The 15,426-nt window shown below is 50.9% G+C and carries 18 protein-coding genes; 7 read left to right on the plus strand and 11 right to left on the minus strand.

Annotated features, from left to right (window positions below; genetic code table 11):
* Positions 1-2: 2 nt before the first annotated feature.
* From pcaG to KTT_RS02155, 5 genes are all read right to left on the minus strand, one after another.
* Positions 3-587, minus strand: coding sequence for a protocatechuate 3,4-dioxygenase subunit alpha (gene pcaG, locus KTT_RS02135; RefSeq protein ID WP_126594419.1), 585 nt, complete (start codon positions 585-587; stop codon positions 3-5).
* The gene (gene pcaH, locus KTT_RS02140) at positions 584-1,324 is read right to left on the minus strand and encodes a protocatechuate 3,4-dioxygenase subunit beta (protein WP_126594420.1); all 741 of its coding nucleotides are present in this window, start codon (positions 1,322-1,324) and stop codon (positions 584-586) included. Before pcaH ends, pcaG begins: the two co-directional genes overlap by 4 nt.
* On the minus strand, positions 1,321-1,713 hold the full coding sequence (gene pcaC / locus KTT_RS02145) for a 4-carboxymuconolactone decarboxylase (protein ID WP_126594421.1): 393 nt from the start codon (positions 1,711-1,713) through the stop codon (positions 1,321-1,323). Before pcaC ends, pcaH begins: the two co-directional genes overlap by 4 nt.
* 36 nt (positions 1,714-1,749) lie before the next feature.
* Entirely contained in the window at positions 1,750-2,835 is a 1,086-nt protein-coding gene (locus tag KTT_RS02150) for a cobalamin-independent methionine synthase II family protein (RefSeq protein ID WP_126594422.1), read from the minus strand.
* 206 nt (positions 2,836-3,041) lie between these two features.
* Positions 3,042-3,548: an Lrp/AsnC family transcriptional regulator gene (locus KTT_RS02155; RefSeq protein ID WP_126594423.1), complete on the minus strand. Its 507-nt coding sequence runs from the start codon at positions 3,546-3,548 to the stop codon at positions 3,042-3,044.
* A gap of 224 nt (positions 3,549-3,772) precedes the next feature.
* Between KTT_RS02155 and KTT_RS02160 the strand changes: the two genes are divergently transcribed.
* From KTT_RS02160 to KTT_RS02185, 6 genes are all read left to right on the plus strand, one after another.
* The gene (locus KTT_RS02160) at positions 3,773-4,210 is read left to right on the plus strand and encodes a TIGR03618 family F420-dependent PPOX class oxidoreductase (protein ID WP_126594424.1); all 438 of its coding nucleotides are present in this window, start codon (positions 3,773-3,775) and stop codon (positions 4,208-4,210) included.
* A 99-nt stretch (positions 4,211-4,309) separates the two neighbouring features.
* Positions 4,310-4,732, plus strand: a complete 423-nt coding sequence (locus KTT_RS02165) for a nitroreductase family deazaflavin-dependent oxidoreductase (protein ID WP_126594425.1) — start codon at positions 4,310-4,312, stop codon at positions 4,730-4,732.
* A 217-nt stretch (positions 4,733-4,949) separates the two neighbouring features.
* Positions 4,950-5,474, plus strand: a complete 525-nt coding sequence (locus tag KTT_RS02170) for a hypothetical protein (RefSeq protein ID WP_126594426.1) — start codon at positions 4,950-4,952, stop codon at positions 5,472-5,474.
* Between the two features lie 226 nt (positions 5,475-5,700).
* Entirely contained in the window at positions 5,701-6,561 is an 861-nt protein-coding gene (purU, locus tag KTT_RS02175; RefSeq protein WP_126594427.1) for a formyltetrahydrofolate deformylase, read from the plus strand.
* A 423-nt stretch (positions 6,562-6,984) separates the two neighbouring features.
* Positions 6,985-7,392 carry a hypothetical protein gene (locus KTT_RS02180; RefSeq protein WP_126594428.1) on the plus strand — a complete coding sequence of 136 codons (408 nt, stop codon included), beginning with the start codon at positions 6,985-6,987 and terminating at the stop codon, positions 7,390-7,392.
* Positions 7,393-7,767: 375 nt separating this feature from the next.
* The gene (locus tag KTT_RS02185) at positions 7,768-8,499 is read left to right on the plus strand and encodes a PadR family transcriptional regulator (RefSeq protein WP_126594429.1); all 732 of its coding nucleotides are present in this window, start codon (positions 7,768-7,770) and stop codon (positions 8,497-8,499) included.
* Positions 8,500-8,604: 105 nt separating this feature from the next.
* Here KTT_RS02185 and KTT_RS02190 read toward each other — a convergent pair whose 3' ends face one another.
* The 6 genes from KTT_RS02190 to KTT_RS02215 all read right to left on the minus strand — a co-directional run bounded on the left by KTT_RS02190 (position 8,605) and on the right by KTT_RS02215 (position 13,708).
* On the minus strand, positions 8,605-8,919 hold the full coding sequence (locus KTT_RS02190; protein WP_126594430.1) for a DUF3307 domain-containing protein: 315 nt from the start codon (positions 8,917-8,919) through the stop codon (positions 8,605-8,607).
* Positions 8,920-9,039: 120 nt separating this feature from the next.
* Positions 9,040-9,387, minus strand: coding sequence for a YrdB family protein (locus KTT_RS02195; protein ID WP_218030811.1), 348 nt, complete (start codon positions 9,385-9,387; stop codon positions 9,040-9,042).
* Positions 9,388-9,456: 69 nt separating this feature from the next.
* The gene (locus tag KTT_RS02200) at positions 9,457-10,029 is read right to left on the minus strand and encodes a TetR/AcrR family transcriptional regulator (protein WP_126594431.1); all 573 of its coding nucleotides are present in this window, start codon (positions 10,027-10,029) and stop codon (positions 9,457-9,459) included.
* The gene (locus tag KTT_RS02205) at positions 10,019-10,747 is read right to left on the minus strand and encodes an MBL fold metallo-hydrolase (protein ID WP_126594432.1); all 729 of its coding nucleotides are present in this window, start codon (positions 10,745-10,747) and stop codon (positions 10,019-10,021) included. Before KTT_RS02205 ends, KTT_RS02200 begins: the two co-directional genes overlap by 11 nt.
* Before the next feature lie 163 nt (positions 10,748-10,910).
* Positions 10,911-12,605, minus strand: coding sequence for an O-antigen ligase family protein (locus KTT_RS02210; RefSeq protein WP_160145587.1), 1,695 nt, complete (start codon positions 12,603-12,605; stop codon positions 10,911-10,913).
* A 380-nt stretch (positions 12,606-12,985) separates the two neighbouring features.
* Positions 12,986-13,708, minus strand: a complete 723-nt coding sequence (locus KTT_RS02215; protein WP_126594434.1) for a metal-dependent transcriptional regulator — start codon at positions 13,706-13,708, stop codon at positions 12,986-12,988.
* A gap of 342 nt (positions 13,709-14,050) precedes the next feature.
* On the opposite strand from KTT_RS02215, the gene KTT_RS02220 reads away from it, so the two are divergent.
* The gene (locus KTT_RS02220) at positions 14,051-14,869 is read left to right on the plus strand and encodes a lytic transglycosylase domain-containing protein (protein ID WP_126594435.1); all 819 of its coding nucleotides are present in this window, start codon (positions 14,051-14,053) and stop codon (positions 14,867-14,869) included.
* Positions 14,870-15,426 lie beyond the last annotated feature (557 nt).

The raw sequence follows: 15,426 nt of genomic DNA on the forward strand, positions 1-15,426 counted from the left end.
CATCAGACATTGAAAAACGCGGTTTCGTTCGCCCCCTGCAAAATAATATCAAAGCGATAGCGAACCACCCCCCCATCCATATCACATCGGGCCAGCAGCGTTGGGCGCCGCTGCTCAGGGAGGCACAGTAGAACGGGATCGCGGCTATTGGCCACCTCTTCGTCCTCAAAGTACAGGCGCGTCACCAGGTGATTGAGCAGGCCACGGGCAAAGACGGTCACGCAGATATGGGGTGCCTGCAACCGTGACCCATCAAAAGGCACCGGACCCGGCTTCACCGTCTCAAACCAGTAGCTCCCATCTTCAGCGGTACCAGAGCGTCCAAAACCACTAAAAGAAGGATCAAGCTGCGCCGAACCCTGGTCCGCGGGATGGTTATAGCGGCCATGCGCGTTAGCCTGCCAGATCTCAATCAGCGCATCGGGCACCGGCAGATTGTCGCCATCCCGCACGATGCCCTCGATACGAATGCGCTCACCCATAGTCTGGGGACCGGTTAATACGTTGCGCCGGCAATCCTCACGCAAGAGAGCGGGCGCGAAGAAAGGGCCGACCGTCTGAGCCGACGTCAATACAAGCTTATTCATGCTCTATCCTCTCCTGACTCTGACAACTCAAACGGGGTCGCGTGGGGTCCGCGCACAACGATATCCCAGCGATAGCCCAGCGCCCATTCAGGCTCGGTTACATCATGTGCATAGGACGCGATCATACGCTGCCGGGCAGCTTCAGTCGGGACCGATTGCATGATGGGATCAAGTTGATGCAGAGAATCATCGGGGAAATACATCTGCGTCACCAGCCGCGACAGCATCGACGGACCAAACAGGGAAAAATGAATATGCGCCGGTCGCCAGGCATTGGGGTGATTCTTCCACGGATACGCCCCTGGCCGAATGGTCAGAAAGCGGTAAACGCCCTCGGCCTTGGTCAGACAACGTCCCATGCCAAGAAAGTTCGGATCAAGCGGTCCTGGCCACTGGTCGCGCTTATGCAGATAACGACCAGCCGCGTTGGCCTGCCAAATCTCTAGCAGCGTATTGGGGATAGGGTTACCCAGATCGTCCAGCACTCGCCCCGTGACGATGATACGCTGGCCGATCGCCTCACCGCCTGTGCCAGCGTTGCGCGTCAGGTCGGCATCCTCGGGTGTGACCGCGCTGATAGCCGGACCAGGGCCGGTCAGTTCGGAGATGGTCAGCGGCACATCGATCAGTGGCATTAGCGGGGCTCGGCGACGCGTGGATTGATAGGCCTCATATAAATAGGGAGGGAAAATCTCTCGATCACCCCGCACGATATCGCCAATAGTGATATGGCTCATCCATCTCTCCCTTCATCTCGCGTATCGGCGGGAAACTCTTTCTTCGCCAGCTTGAAAGCGGCGTTGGCCGCTGGCACCCCGGCATAGACCCCCACATGTAAGAGCACTTCGGCAATCTCGTGTGGATCGACACCACAATTACGGCTGGCATGCAGATGCAGGGCCAGTTCCTCACGACCCAGCGCCGCCAGAATGGCGATCGTCACCAGGCTACGCGTGCGCCTATCCAGGTCTGGCCGGGACCAGAGGAAGCCCCAGGCGGTCTCAGTAATAAAACGCTGGAAATCGGCATCCAGGGATGTGATATTGGCCTGCGCCCGCTCGACATGCTCGCTCCCGAGCACCTCCTTGCGGACGCGCATTCCCTGCTCATAGCGTGACTCTGTCATGATTACAGCTCCAGTTCCTTAGAAACAGACGGCTGGCTACGAGCCCCAGACCTCGCGCGCCACGCTGGCTACGAGCTCTAATTTGCGGCGCTGATCCTCAAAGGAGATATGGTTGCCTTCCATGGTCGATGCGAAGCCACATTGAGGACTGAGCGCCAGGCGTTCCAAAGGCACAAATTGAGAGGCTTCCCGAATACGATGACGCAGTTCGTCAACGGTCTCCAGCCGCGTCTTCTTGGTCGTGACCAGTCCCAATACTACAAAACGATCATCGGGGACGTGGCGCAGCGGATCAAAGCCACCGGAGCGCGCATCATCGTACTCGAGCAGGAAGCGCTGAAAGTGGGTCTGGCTGAAGATGCGCGAGATGGGTTCATAGTCGCCGCTGGCATAGAACTTGCTCTGATTGTTGCCGCGACAGATATGCATGGAGAAAGTGATACCCGGATGCCCATCGATGATGGCATTATCCATGGCGATGCATTGATCGATGATCTTATCGGGATCGCTGCCGCGCTGTCGGTAGCCCTCACGCATCTGGGGATCAAGCAGGGCGGCATATTGTGGGGCATCGATCTGAATGTAGGTGCAGCCCAAGCGCACCAGTTCCGTGACTTCACGGCGTGAGAAATCCACAATATCGGCCAGGTAGGCATCGCGTGTGGCGTAGGCCGCCTTCGATTTCTCGGGATCATAATAGGCGGCGGCCTGCTGGGCGCTGATCATGGTTACCTTACCGGGGCGAGACTTGCGCGACCGCAGATAGATCCATTCTTCGGCGCACATGCTGCGCTTCCACTGCAACTTCTCCACCACCACCGGACGCCTGAGAACCAGTTCCTCACCACTCTCATCCCTGAAAGGGATGGCCCAACCACCATACTTATCAAAGCCCGACAGAGCATCAACCAGGTGCCCATAAAAAGCATAGCGCCGCAGTTCACCGTCCGTAATTACATCCAGGCCAGCCGCCTCTTGCAATGCGATTGCCTCGTTGACCGCTCGATCCTCGATGGCCTTAAAGTCCGAGGCGCTCAACTGATCTGCCTCAAATTGCTTCCTTGCATCAACCAGGTAGGTCGGCCTGAGCAGGCTACCCACCACCTCACTGTGATAGGTCATCTTTATATTCCTTCCAAAATAAACGCAGTTTCAACCAGAGGAGATAACATTATTTGTTATCTGTTAAGCTGATTAAAGTACTACATTGACAATATTCGAATTAAGAGCAAGCAAGAGTAACGCAATCCCTTTAAGTAATATAGTGTTCTCCTCCATATTAACATAGGTGGACACTACTCTATGAATACCCAAGCAGTAAAAGTGCTCTACGCCTTCCAGGCGGAATTTGTAGGAGGATGAAGATCTACCTGGGGCTTTTCCCAATCAATAGTGCGGTGGGCCAAAACACTAGAAGTCACGATGCTGGTTACTTGATCCCCATGCTTTCCCAGGCGTTCGTTAAAGGCTTCCAGATGCTGCATCGAGGAGACCGCCACTTTTAACAAGGTGCAGTGGCTTCCGCTTAACTTGTGCATTTCCAGAACTTCAGGAAATTGTTCAGCGCTGCTGGTTTTGAAGAGGCAGGCACCTGAAAAACAGCGCAATTGAATAAAGGCCAGCAATGGCAATCCTATCCTGGCCGGATCCACTTGCGCTCCATAACTGGTCAGAACGCCCGCATCTTCTAGCTTATGTACACGCTCAGCCACGCTGGGACTGGACATACCTATGCGTTTCCCTAACTCGTTGAAAGAGATCCGCGCGTCCCTTTGCAATTCACGCAAAATTTTCCAATCGGTGCTATCTAGAGCTTTTTCTGATTGTAACGCCATTGGGCTTTTTTTCCTTTCACTTTTAAAATACTATAGCATATTCTGTTCTATATTTTATTTCCCAGAACTCTATCCGCCACTATCATATATTGCAGAATTCATCACAAATGAGTTCTTACTAATGCATTTACTATCACATCAACTATTGAGCAGATTGCCAGACGAAGCACTCATATTCAATCTGCAAATTTTGTTAGCTAGTTCAGGGATAACGAGGTAAATAAATGGTTCCACAGGAATTACAAGATCTTCTTACGGACCGCCACAATGCAATTGTCGCCATCAATCGGCCCACCAGTGGTCCACAACTTACGCCAGTATGGTTTCTATGGGATAGCGGTGCGTTCTATTTTCGCATTGGCAAAAACACAGCCAAATATCGCAATATAACACGCGATCCATTTATCTCATTGCTGGTACATGACAATGCAGGCTTCAGATACCTGACCGTTTATGGGCAGGCGCAGATTATGGATAATAATCCTACTTCGGTAGCTTCTCAGATCGTGTATAAATATTATGCTCCAACATTAGCGTCACAGAAACTGCCTCCGGAACAGGAACCTGATGTCGTAACAATTAAGCTTCAGCCACAAAAAGTGGTTGCCATAGTTGAAGAGATCGCTCACGAAGCGGCAGATTCCTGGACCTCAAATTCTTAGCACAGCCATCTCACTAATTAAGCACATTCGCTGTAAAAACTGGTATTCAATCTCTGTAGAAAACACAATGGTATTCTTTCCATATAGGAGCAAACAATTATGCATCACCAGAAGGAATATAATAAAACGATTATTGCGGAGTTCCGCGCCAATGGCGGCAGGACGAAAGATTTTGCGGCCACACCTCTACCATTACTCACTACAATTGGGGCTCGCAGTGGTCAACCGCGCATCACGCCACTGGCTTATACAACCGATGGAGATCGGTTTGTTTTGATTGCGTCCGATAAGGGAAGTCCCAATCATCCTGGTTGGTATCATAACTTGCTTGCGCATCCTGTAGTGACCATCGAGATAGGCCACGAGCACTTTCAGGCACGAGCTGTGATACCAGAAGAACCAGAACGCACACGCCTGTACAAACAGATGTCAGATCAAATGTCAGCGTTCGCTGAGTATCAGCAACTAACCAACCGCAAGATCCCAGTCGTAACTCTGGAGCCACTAAGCTCCAGAGCCTGACCTGAAAATATGATAGGCTGTTTTTTCTATGCGTTGTCCGCTACAAAACTAACTGCTGGCTTTGCAGTCGTAGAGTTGTCAGGAGCCTCCGAATCCACCGGTGCTGGATGGTGGACAGGCGCTGGCAGAGCAGCAACACCTTGCCAGGTAAAATGGCAGGCCTTTGCTATAATACGATACATAGATAGAGATTTTTACCAGGAGCTAACAATATATCATGGAACAGCCGGCCAAAAAACGTCGTCTTATCTCTCCCAGAATGGGCACCATCCTGGGTATTATAGTCATCGCAATCGCGGTATATGGTGTGCTTCGCTCGGGTCCACACGAAGTAGAACATGACTCTCTGTTTGCCCCGCCGCCAACACCCACAGTCGTCGTCACCAATCCGGTGGCAAGCACTGACTTGCATCAAAAATACACGTATAATGGGGTCAATATCACCTTTACGAAAGCTGAACTGGCCAGCAAGTTCTCCGATGATTTCAAGCCCGGAGGCACCTATGTTGTACGTGTCTCCTTAAATACTACCAACAACAATAGTGACACCATCGGTGTAGACTACGTCAGTCTGACGCGCTTAATCTTGCCTTCAGGCCAGAGCGTCAAGGGGAAGGTGGCTTCGATCAACGCGGCCGTCTATCCTGGTAAACCCCAGAGCGGCTATATCGATTTCCCCGTCAATGACAAAATTGATCTTTCACAGCTAAAGCTACAATTTGATAAGACGGTATTATCGTGACCAACCTATATAAAAAGAGTGCGGGCACATATGCCCGCACTCTTTTTATATAGCGATACCATAATTGCTCACAGGCCCATTGTTACTATTCTATAAAATAGATATGGCGGCATTGTCCATTGACACGGTTACGGACACGCCGTACCATAGACATCTGAACTATAGATACGCTGCTCAATGAACAGCATGAAATACTATTACGTAAAACTGGTGGGAGGGCCACGCGGTGTCTACACAAAAAGATACGATCACATTGCTTATCTCCTGTCCTGATAAACCAGGCATTGTCTCCGCCGTCTCAGGCTTTATTTTTGAGCACCACGGAAATATTCTGGAATCCGATCAATACTCAACCAATCAGCACGACGGCAGCTTTTTTATGCGCATCAGCTTTGCGGAAAATACCTTTGATCTCGATGAGAAGGATTTGCCTGCGGCGTTTCAATCCATTGCCACCCGATTTCAGATGCGGTGGAACGCCAACTATTCACGCCGACGCAAACGTGTCGGTATCCTGGTCTCCAAATATGATCATTGCCTCGTTGATCTACTCTGGCGCTGGAAGATCGGCGAACTGACGATGGATATTCCTTTTATTATCAGCAACCATCCCAACCTGGAGGGATTGGCCAGCATGTATGGTGTCCCCTATTACCATTTTCCGGTCAAGCGCGAGACCAGGCAAGAGGATGAACGGCACATGCTTGAATTTATTGGCGACCGGATAGATTTCCTGGTGCTGGCACGTTACATGCAGATCCTGGAACCATTCTTTGTCGATGCTTTTCCACAACGCATCATCAACATCCATCATAGCTTCTTACCCGCCTTTGTGGGGGCCAGCCCCTATGACCAGGCCTTCAGGCGCGGTGTCAAACTGATCGGGGCCACCGCCCACTACGTTACCAGTAGCCTTGATGAGGGTCCCATTATCGCCCAGGATGTCATCCACTGTGATCATCGCGATGCCGTAGATGATTTGATCCGTAAGGGTCGCGATGTCGAACGTCGCGTGCTTGCCGAAGCTGTGCGACTGCATACGTCAGACCGTGTGCTGGTCTACGAAAACAAAACCATCGTCTTCTAAACACCGCCCTCTTCAGGGAACCACCTATCCTGCAGGGGGCGATTTCTTCAGGCTACGTAGCTATAAATATAAACGACTCAGTTCTTCATAGATACTTTATCCACATTTTTTGGCATTTATTGTTCACATCTAATTATCGTAAACCCATCCGCAATTTTTTCTCTACTACTTCCGTAGTAATTTATCGATAAACATCCGGTTACATAACGACGCCCTCAATCCTCTCTATAAGCGTATTGACGATTAGAATTATGCACTTAATTGATGAGTTTTTACCAGCAATTTTCTGCATAATGTAGAGCTTAAAAAGGCCATGTAATAAAAACTATATTTTTTGCAACACCTGTTGAACTACTAGAGAAGGATATGATACTATTATGCGAGGTAAAAACGGCAGCCCCCAGATCCAAAAGAGGAGTTCAAATGAACGACGTGCTTCGGTTCGCACCGACATTTCGTAAAGCACCAGCTGAGTTAAGTCTCGAGGAACAGGCTCAACTCAATACTATTATCGATCTACTCATCCCATCTGATAAGGATTTTCCACCCCCTTCCAGTTTGCATTTGATTGATGATATCCTGCTTCATATTTCGCCCAGAGCCGGGCGCAAAAATACCCCGATGTTGAGTGAGAAGCGTTTACGCACGGCATTGCATGAGCTGAATTTATCCGCCGATGGAAATTTCTGTCTCGCCAGCACTGAAAAGCAGCAAAGCTTGCTTCGCCACCTTGAATATCGTGACCCCGCCTTCTTTCAAGCTCTGTGGACTCTTGTCAATCATAGTTATTATGCATTGTTAGCTACACGCTGGCATCCACAAATGGCATAACCTATTTTCGAGACGTCATCAGACAAGGTATTATTTCCCAACACCCATACAACCTATCAATAGAAATACAAAGATCCGCAGAGAAAAGTTGCCATTCTGTCAGAGAGAATGTGCGAACTCAACTGCGGATCTTTGTATGTAAAGCCGCTTGCGTCCACCCGCTGTATTCTTCCTCTTTTAATGGTTTATCAAGATCATCCTGGCACACCAATGTGAGACTTTGCATAAGCATCGTCACAATTGACGTCTGTTATTTGTAACCCCCGACCAGATTGCGCGTAATTCATATTGACAACAATACGATATATCGTATATAGTAAGAATACGATAACGATATATCGCAATCTAGTGGACTCAGAAAGGAGACCCGCTGAAATGTTTAACCGTTTTAACAGACGTTTTGCCTTTGGTTATGAAGGTGGACCCATGGATTGGGAAGGATGGACACCACCATGGTTCAATCGTGATGAGCCTCATCATCACCATCATGGACCTCGCTTCTTTGGAATGCGTCGCGGACCCTTTGGCCCCGGTGGCCCATTTGGTCCTGGCGGTCCCTTTGGTCCTGAGGGTGGCCCTTTTAGGGGTGGGCGGTTCTTTGGACGAGGTGACGTCAAGTACGCGCTGCTTGAACTGCTGCGCGAACGTCCTATGCATGGTTATGAGATGATGAAGGCTCTGGAAGAGCGCTCCGGCGGCTTCTATGCTCCCAGCGCCGGTACCATCTATCCAACACTGCAGTTGCTGGAAGATCGTGGGCTGGTTACGGTCCTGGAGGAGAATGGCAAGAAGGTCTATAGCATTACAGAGGAAGGGAAGAATTTCCTGAATGAGCGTCAGAAAGAGGAGGAAAATTTCACCCCGCCCTGGGCTCGTGGCCGCTTCTGGAATGAGCCGGAGATTCAGGCTATTCGCACCGAGGCCATGGAAGTTGCCCGTCTCTTTGCTATCGCGGGCCGCTCATCTTTCCGTGATGCTGAGAAGCTCGCTCGCCTGCGACTGATCCTGGAACGCACCCACAAAGACCTGAATGACTTCATCTATGGCACTCCGGAAAACACCACCGGACCAGGAAGCGACACGCCACCAACCAACCAAAACGTCTAACTCCAAATTTCTCTCATATTAAGGTGAGTAAATATAGATGAGGGGAAGCATGCTGTGCTTCTCCTCATTTGTCGCAATATACTTTGTTCTAATAGAGAGAACAAGTTAGAAATGAAAAAAGAGGATCAGAAGAATAGTAAGAATATGCAGAGCCTGGTCTAACCAGATAGGATCAATCAGTTTGTAGCGTGCCTTCAAGGGGTCCACAATAAAATGTGTACCAAAGATAAGCGCGGTCGCCAGTAATGAGGGATGGGCAAACAGCACAAAGGTGGCAGTATAAGTTGCGCAGTGGTAAAAGTTAACCTCCCAACTCTTCCCTTTCTCCATACTCATCCACGCGCTCTGAAAGGCGAAGTCCCCGATAAAGTGGCAGGCCAGCCAGATTAATAACGTGGTAACCGAAAATGTAACGTTCATGAAATTCTCCCTGGCAATCTCTTTTGTCCAGTTTAATCGCCAGAGAGAATAATTACAGTGAGCTATATCGCACCCAGATTATGAACCATTGCACAACTTTTTCGGCCCCGGTTAAACACATTATTTATCGCGCCACATATAAGCCAGACCACAGGCCAGCACAACAAGAATCGCAAACACAATGCCCAGCAAACGCTGGCTGGCAGCATAGAGGGCCAGGGCAGCAGAGCCAAAGAAAACGATCTGCAGGAGCAGATACCAGGGGCCTTGCAGATGCCACTGTGATTTTGGCGCACCCCATATGCCCCAGACCACTATCGCCAGTACCGGCGCACCGATACCCAATGCGATCTTCCCGATGATCCCCTGCCCATTGTGGAAGCCCCAATAGCCCAGCGCCACCAGCACGCCCAGCTCCAGAAAAAAGACCAGGGCCAGATTCATATTCTTGAACAGCGACAGAGACATAATCAATAACATCCTTTCAATATATAGGTATAATTGCTTATTTTTGAGAACTTGCTCGCATGATAGACACTATAAGCTGCTTGAACCTTCAAGAGAGGCGATAAACATGGTAATCAGCCAGTGAAAGCTGGCCTCGCGGTCTATGGGCATACCGAAGCCACCGTTTACTTCCAGGGTGATAAAGCCATGTACAAGGCTGCGCAAGCCGCGAATGGCGTGAATGGCGTCCTCATCCTTTAGCTGGTACGGGACCAATATCTGCTGGATAAGCTGCACCAGTTGACGGCCCAACTCCTGCCATTCCTGATCATCAGGGTCGGGCGCCTGCTGGGTAAGCAGATAGCAACCGGGAGCGATTCTGGCATATTCCCGGTAAGCATCGGCCAGCGCCAGGATCGCTTCTCCCTTTGACTTGCCAGCAATCGCATGCAACAGGCGCATCTGCAAGTCACGCAGGCTGTAGAGCACCAGTTCATGCTTGAGGCCTGGCAAACCCGCCACGTGATTATACAGGGAAGGTGTACGCACCCCTAACCGTTCAGCCAGTTTGCCCAGGGAAAGCTGCTCGATCCCTTCCTCATCAATCAGACGGGCCGCCGCCTCAACCACGCTCAATTGATCCAGACCTGCCCTACGCGACATGCGTCCGCTCCCTTTGCTTCTGTGAAAGCTCCCGTTCCAGCACGTGGATAGCGCGCTCCATCGCCACCTGTGGCTGACTCAGCATGCGGCCATGACCGATGGCCAGTAAAGAGGGCTGCAAGTTCAGCAGCTTGCGCGCGCTTTCCAGCGCAATGCCTTTATTCCAGGTAGAGAGAGCGGGCAATGGAAACAACGGCTTGACTGTACCCGCAACCGCCACACCACCTAAGGTCTGGAAAGCGTCGCCAGCAATCAAGGAGCGATCTCGCGTATCCAGGAACGCCACATGGCCCACGGAATGGCCAGGTGAGAAAACAACCTCCAGCGAACCGATACGATCACCTTCGTTCAGCAAAAAGGTAGGTTTCGTCTGGCAGGGGTAGTTGCCGAGCTTCTTGTCCTGCGGCTCAGACGCGTCCAGACTTACGTCTCCGGCCATTAAACGCGCCTCGCGCCCACTGATCGCCACGGGCACATCAGGCAGAGCGGCGTGCAGGGCATCCAATGAGCCAACATGATCGCTATGATCATGGGTCAGCAGAATGCGCACAATCGGCAGACCTAGCTTTTTTGCTTCGGCCAGGATCGCCTGCGCCTGACTTGCCGGCCACGCGGTATCGATCAATGTAAATCCATCGTCCTCGCGTACCAGGTAGCAATTAACCGCCCGTAGATAGGTCAGTTGAAACAGATTATCACCAGCAGCCGTTACTTTCATCGTTTACTCCATCTTTTTTTACTAATCGCATTAGCTATTTGGCTAACCACATTAGCATAGTAAACTAATGCGATTAGTTTGTCAAGGGAAAAGACAAAAAAATACAGGTCACCAAACTGTAGTTTGTGACCTGTACAGCTAAACAACAATGCGTCCTGCATTCCTAATGCTTCAGTCTCAGAGGATTGCTCCAGGGCAGACCGATCTGGGCGCGAATGACCAGCAAAGTGGCCACCAGGAGCCAGAAGCAGAAAGCCAGATCTTGCGCCAGAAATGAGCAATCGACCAGACCCTGGATGAAGCCGGCCAGCATGGCGGCGGCGGCCCCAAGCGTCATCCAGCGCCAGTGCTCGCCCTGATCCACTACGCGACTGGAAAGGTAGCGCAGAATGTGCGCGCATAGCCAGCAGAAGAGGACCAGGAAGGCAATGAAGGCCAGCAGGCCGAAGATGCCGATGCTCACCCAGACGTGCAGGAAGTTGTTGTGTGGATGTGAGAGGCCTGGCTCATCATACATATGCGTCGTTTCGCCATTCACTTCGCTGACGATGTAGTAGTGCGAGGCCAGTGGGCACGAGAGCATCCAGGAATACTGGGGAGCCTTGAGCCCTCCATCTTTCACGAAATTTGGATCAGCCGAGGGGACCACACGTGGATCGGCATAGTGACAGATCCAGTTATCGAGCCCATAGCCAAACAACGGCTGATCGTGTATCATGGCCTCGGCGCTCTGCCACAGGTGTATTCGCCGTTGCAGGGTGGTGACGTGATTTTGATCCATGTGCCCATTAATCACCGTATCCATGAAGACTTGATCCACTTTTTGGTGCATGACACCGTAGCCCGCGGCAGCCAGCACGATGGTGATAGCGCCCCCAATCAACAAAACTTTGCGATTGCGGATAGCAAAAATAATGAGGAATACGAGTACCACAGGAAAAGCCGCAATCGCCGAGCCGCGCGAGTCATTGTGCAAGAGCGCATATACAAATGGTATACACAATAGCAGGATCGGCAGGCGAATCTTCCAGGAGAGACGCGAGAAGACGATAGCCAATCCGATGGGTAGCGTGTAGTCAAAGAGCAGGCCTACGCTGGGGTCGCTTCCATATACAGTATTGTTTTTTCCGAACATGGCATATTGCACAATAGCCATGAAAGCAATGATCAGGCCGCTAGCAAACAGCGCGCCCAGCATGCGAGCAAGTTCCTGGCGCGAGCGCAGGCAGCATAGTATCAAAACGACATACAGCAGGGGATCTATAATCTCCTGCCGCAGGGCGCGCAACGCATCTCTATGAGAACTGGCACCAATCAACGAGATCAAAGCGGCCAGTAAAAAAATAGCGATTGGCCACAAGAAAGGTCCAATGCGCTGCCGCAGTTGGGGCAATGAGAGCCGATAGGGCCAGTGCTGACGCTCCAGCAACAGCTGGAGCACCGCCACCGCGACACAGATCCAGAGTACAATCTCGGCCGGGCTAAATCCGGCCATATGAATCACATCCTTGGGCGCCAGGTAATATGGCAGTGCCAGCGGGAGCAGGGCTACAGCGAAGGATAAACGAGACCAGCAAAGGACGATAAATATGGCCAGAAAAGGCAGGCCGAACCATGGGCTCAGTTGTTCCAGCCCGCCTATCGGGAATTTAAGATTCTGGTTGCCAATCACATAATACAGGGCCATAGAAAGAATCAGGCCACACTCAATCAATCGATTGCACCAGAAGGCGCGGCGTGTTCCCATCGTTCCGCCATCATGATCTACTGGAGGAACATCCGCAACTGAAGGCGGCAGGTCGGCAGATTCGGTTGGGTTGGAAGCCCGCGCTTCCAGGCTTGCCCGTGATAAAGACATAGGTGAATCGCTCATGACACATTTTTACCATTCCGCACGTCAGTGTGCATCGTTTCTATAAACCGCTCACAGCGGCCCCAAAGCAGAAGGCAACGGGGATAAAGGCACAGCTCTATTTAAAACTCGCTGAACTCGCTCCCGTTACATCCTTGCCTGATTTTATAATACCTATAGGTGACGAATAACAAGCTGTAAACAAACAAGAAGTATAACAGAATCCAGAAAGAGAGTCCATTACCTAAGAAGATCGGGGGGCGCCTGTAGGGCTACCTGCGCCCATATTCGCAGGAGGAATTCGAGGTGCCAATCAAACGGCGTTAACATCAAAAGCAGATGGAGGGGCAGGGAGCCCATCTGCTTCTGGTGTCAGCATCATATGGCTATGCCGGAACCACCCACAACTTGGTGGCCGCGTCGGGGCTGATAGTTACGACCCGTTCGTCAACCAGCAAGCGTACCTTTTCTTGTGGCTCTCCGGTCGCAACATCAGCAGAAGGGGTGCTGCTGAACTGTGCCAGCATCATCAGGCGCGTTCCCGGCGTCAGACCTTTCTCATGCATATACATAATCAAAGCCTCCTCATCTTCTACCACCTCGGACACACACAGTATTTTGACGTGAGAGCCGTTGGCGACAGTTGAGAGACGCACCGCGTGATTGTCTTTAAGATATGTGCGCGCATTGGGGACCGAGCCGGGGATAGGATTGCCATGCGGGCAGGTCATAGGGTTATTGAGATTGGCGATCACCCGCGACTCAACGGCACCAGAGATAAAGTGCTCAAGGCGACAGGCTTCTTCATGCACCTCGTGCCACTGCATCCCCAGCATGTCGACCAGAAAGCGTTCCGTCAGACGATGGCGCCGCAACACAGCTTCCGCCGCCTCGTTCCCAACCTCGGTCAAAGTTACATGCCGCTTGGCATTCATCTCTATATAGCCATCTCGCACCAGGCGCTTCAACATCTCCGTTACGGTCGGAGCCGAGACATGGAAACGCTCCGCCAGGCGGGCCCCGATCACCACCTCATCTTCCATGCTCATGTTGTAAATCATTTCCAGGTATTCTTCAACCGTTGCACTTAAAATCTCTTCTGTTTTCATGACACCATGTCCCGTTTCTCTAGTATCTTCGACAAAGCTACGGCATATGTAGCCAGGAGGCGCTGCAGTCTGGAGAGCGGAATGGAAGCAATGAGAGTATCCCTTTCCGTCAATTGTATACACACTTTGCCGGGCGTCCACTCCACTACTAGTGTAACATTTTTTGTGCCTTCAGTCTATATGCATGATACAACGCTTACGCTATAATACACATTTTTCCTATATAGCTACTATGTAATAATTTTACTGCAATTTATAAGATTAGCATTTATAGGGGTACCTGCATTTGTATTTAACAATTGTGAGAGAGCATATAGTAAATGGGAAAGGAGAAGTGGAAGTATGGAGCAGGACCCATTGCAAAAAATACTACGTAAACCTGGTAGTAGCGGCCTTCAGACGAATAGGAGTCAACCAGCTTTTTCCCGTTTCTTCACCCCCAAATATATAGTGCTCATCTTATGTAGCATACTACTTACTGGGAGTACGGTCGTGGCATCTCTGGTCCATCCCGATGCGTTCGCGGCCCCCCACTCACGCGCGTCGGCACATTGTTTCTGGCATCACATCAACGCCGGTGATACGCTGGACGCCATTGCCGCTATGTATCGCGCTAATCTGTGGGCGATCGCACGCGCCAATCAGATCAGCAATATCAATCTGATCTATGCCGGTCGGAGCCTGTGTATTCCATCAAAAGTGCAACGACGAGCCAACGCGGGCATCCAGGCCAACGGTCATGTCAGATGGTACGCCTATCAGGCCCTGGATTGGTCTACCCGGGCGCGAGCCAGTCGCTTATTGCGCAACGCCGCCGCCAGGCATAGGCTCCCGGCCAATCTACTCCTGGCCATCGCCTGGCAGGAAAGTGGTTGGAACCAGCATGTAATCGCCCGCGACGGCGGCATCGGCATAATGCAGATCATGCCCTATACCGCGCAGGCTCTCAATCGGCAGGTCAATGGGCACCTTGATCCCTATAAGCTCTATGACAACATAGAACTGGGAGCTATTTATTTACGCGCCCTCTGGCATGGTTTTCACGGTAATATGAGCAAGATCATCAGCGCCTATAACGAAGGCGGCTGGAACGTGAAGCACCGTGGCATCTTTAACTGGCGCTATGTGCACAATGTGCGCGCCCTGATGCGTTGGTATTAATCTTCATCTCCCATAGGTCTCACGTTGGTTTCACTTGCTCGTACATGGATTACAGACTCAGGAGTAGTTTTCCAGAAACACGAGCATAGTCTTGACACTTGTTTGTATTCCCTTTATACTATTTTATAAATACAAAAGAATAGTGAAGCCACGAACAGGAAGAGTACATAGCTGTGCATGGACACAGAGAGTCGGGGATGGTGGAAACCGACACCAGTCTGGCTATGGAATGGGCCTGGTAGCTAAAGAGCGAACGTTTCGGCAGTGCGCATCGGCGTAGCCGGGATTATTAGTACTCTTTCGGAATGTCCCCCGTTACTGAGGACAGGATATACTGCTCTAACAATTGCGTACTGCTTTTAAGGGCCCGCAACGTTAGTCTAAACGCACCGTATCCGGCAAGAGGGATTATCTGTCTTTTTCAGACAAACAGAGCATGTTAGACAGCTAATCTAAAGCAGGGTGGTACCACGAAAGCGCTTTTTATCACGCTTCTCGTCCTTGTAAGGATGAGGGGCGTTTTTTATTGGAATTTTCTCACTTTGTATAGCCAATAT

It is taken from the genome of Dictyobacter aurantiacus (genome assembly GCF_003967515.1).
In the GTDB taxonomy this organism is placed as follows: Bacteria; Chloroflexota; Ktedonobacteria; order Ktedonobacterales; family Ktedonobacteraceae; genus Dictyobacter; species Dictyobacter aurantiacus.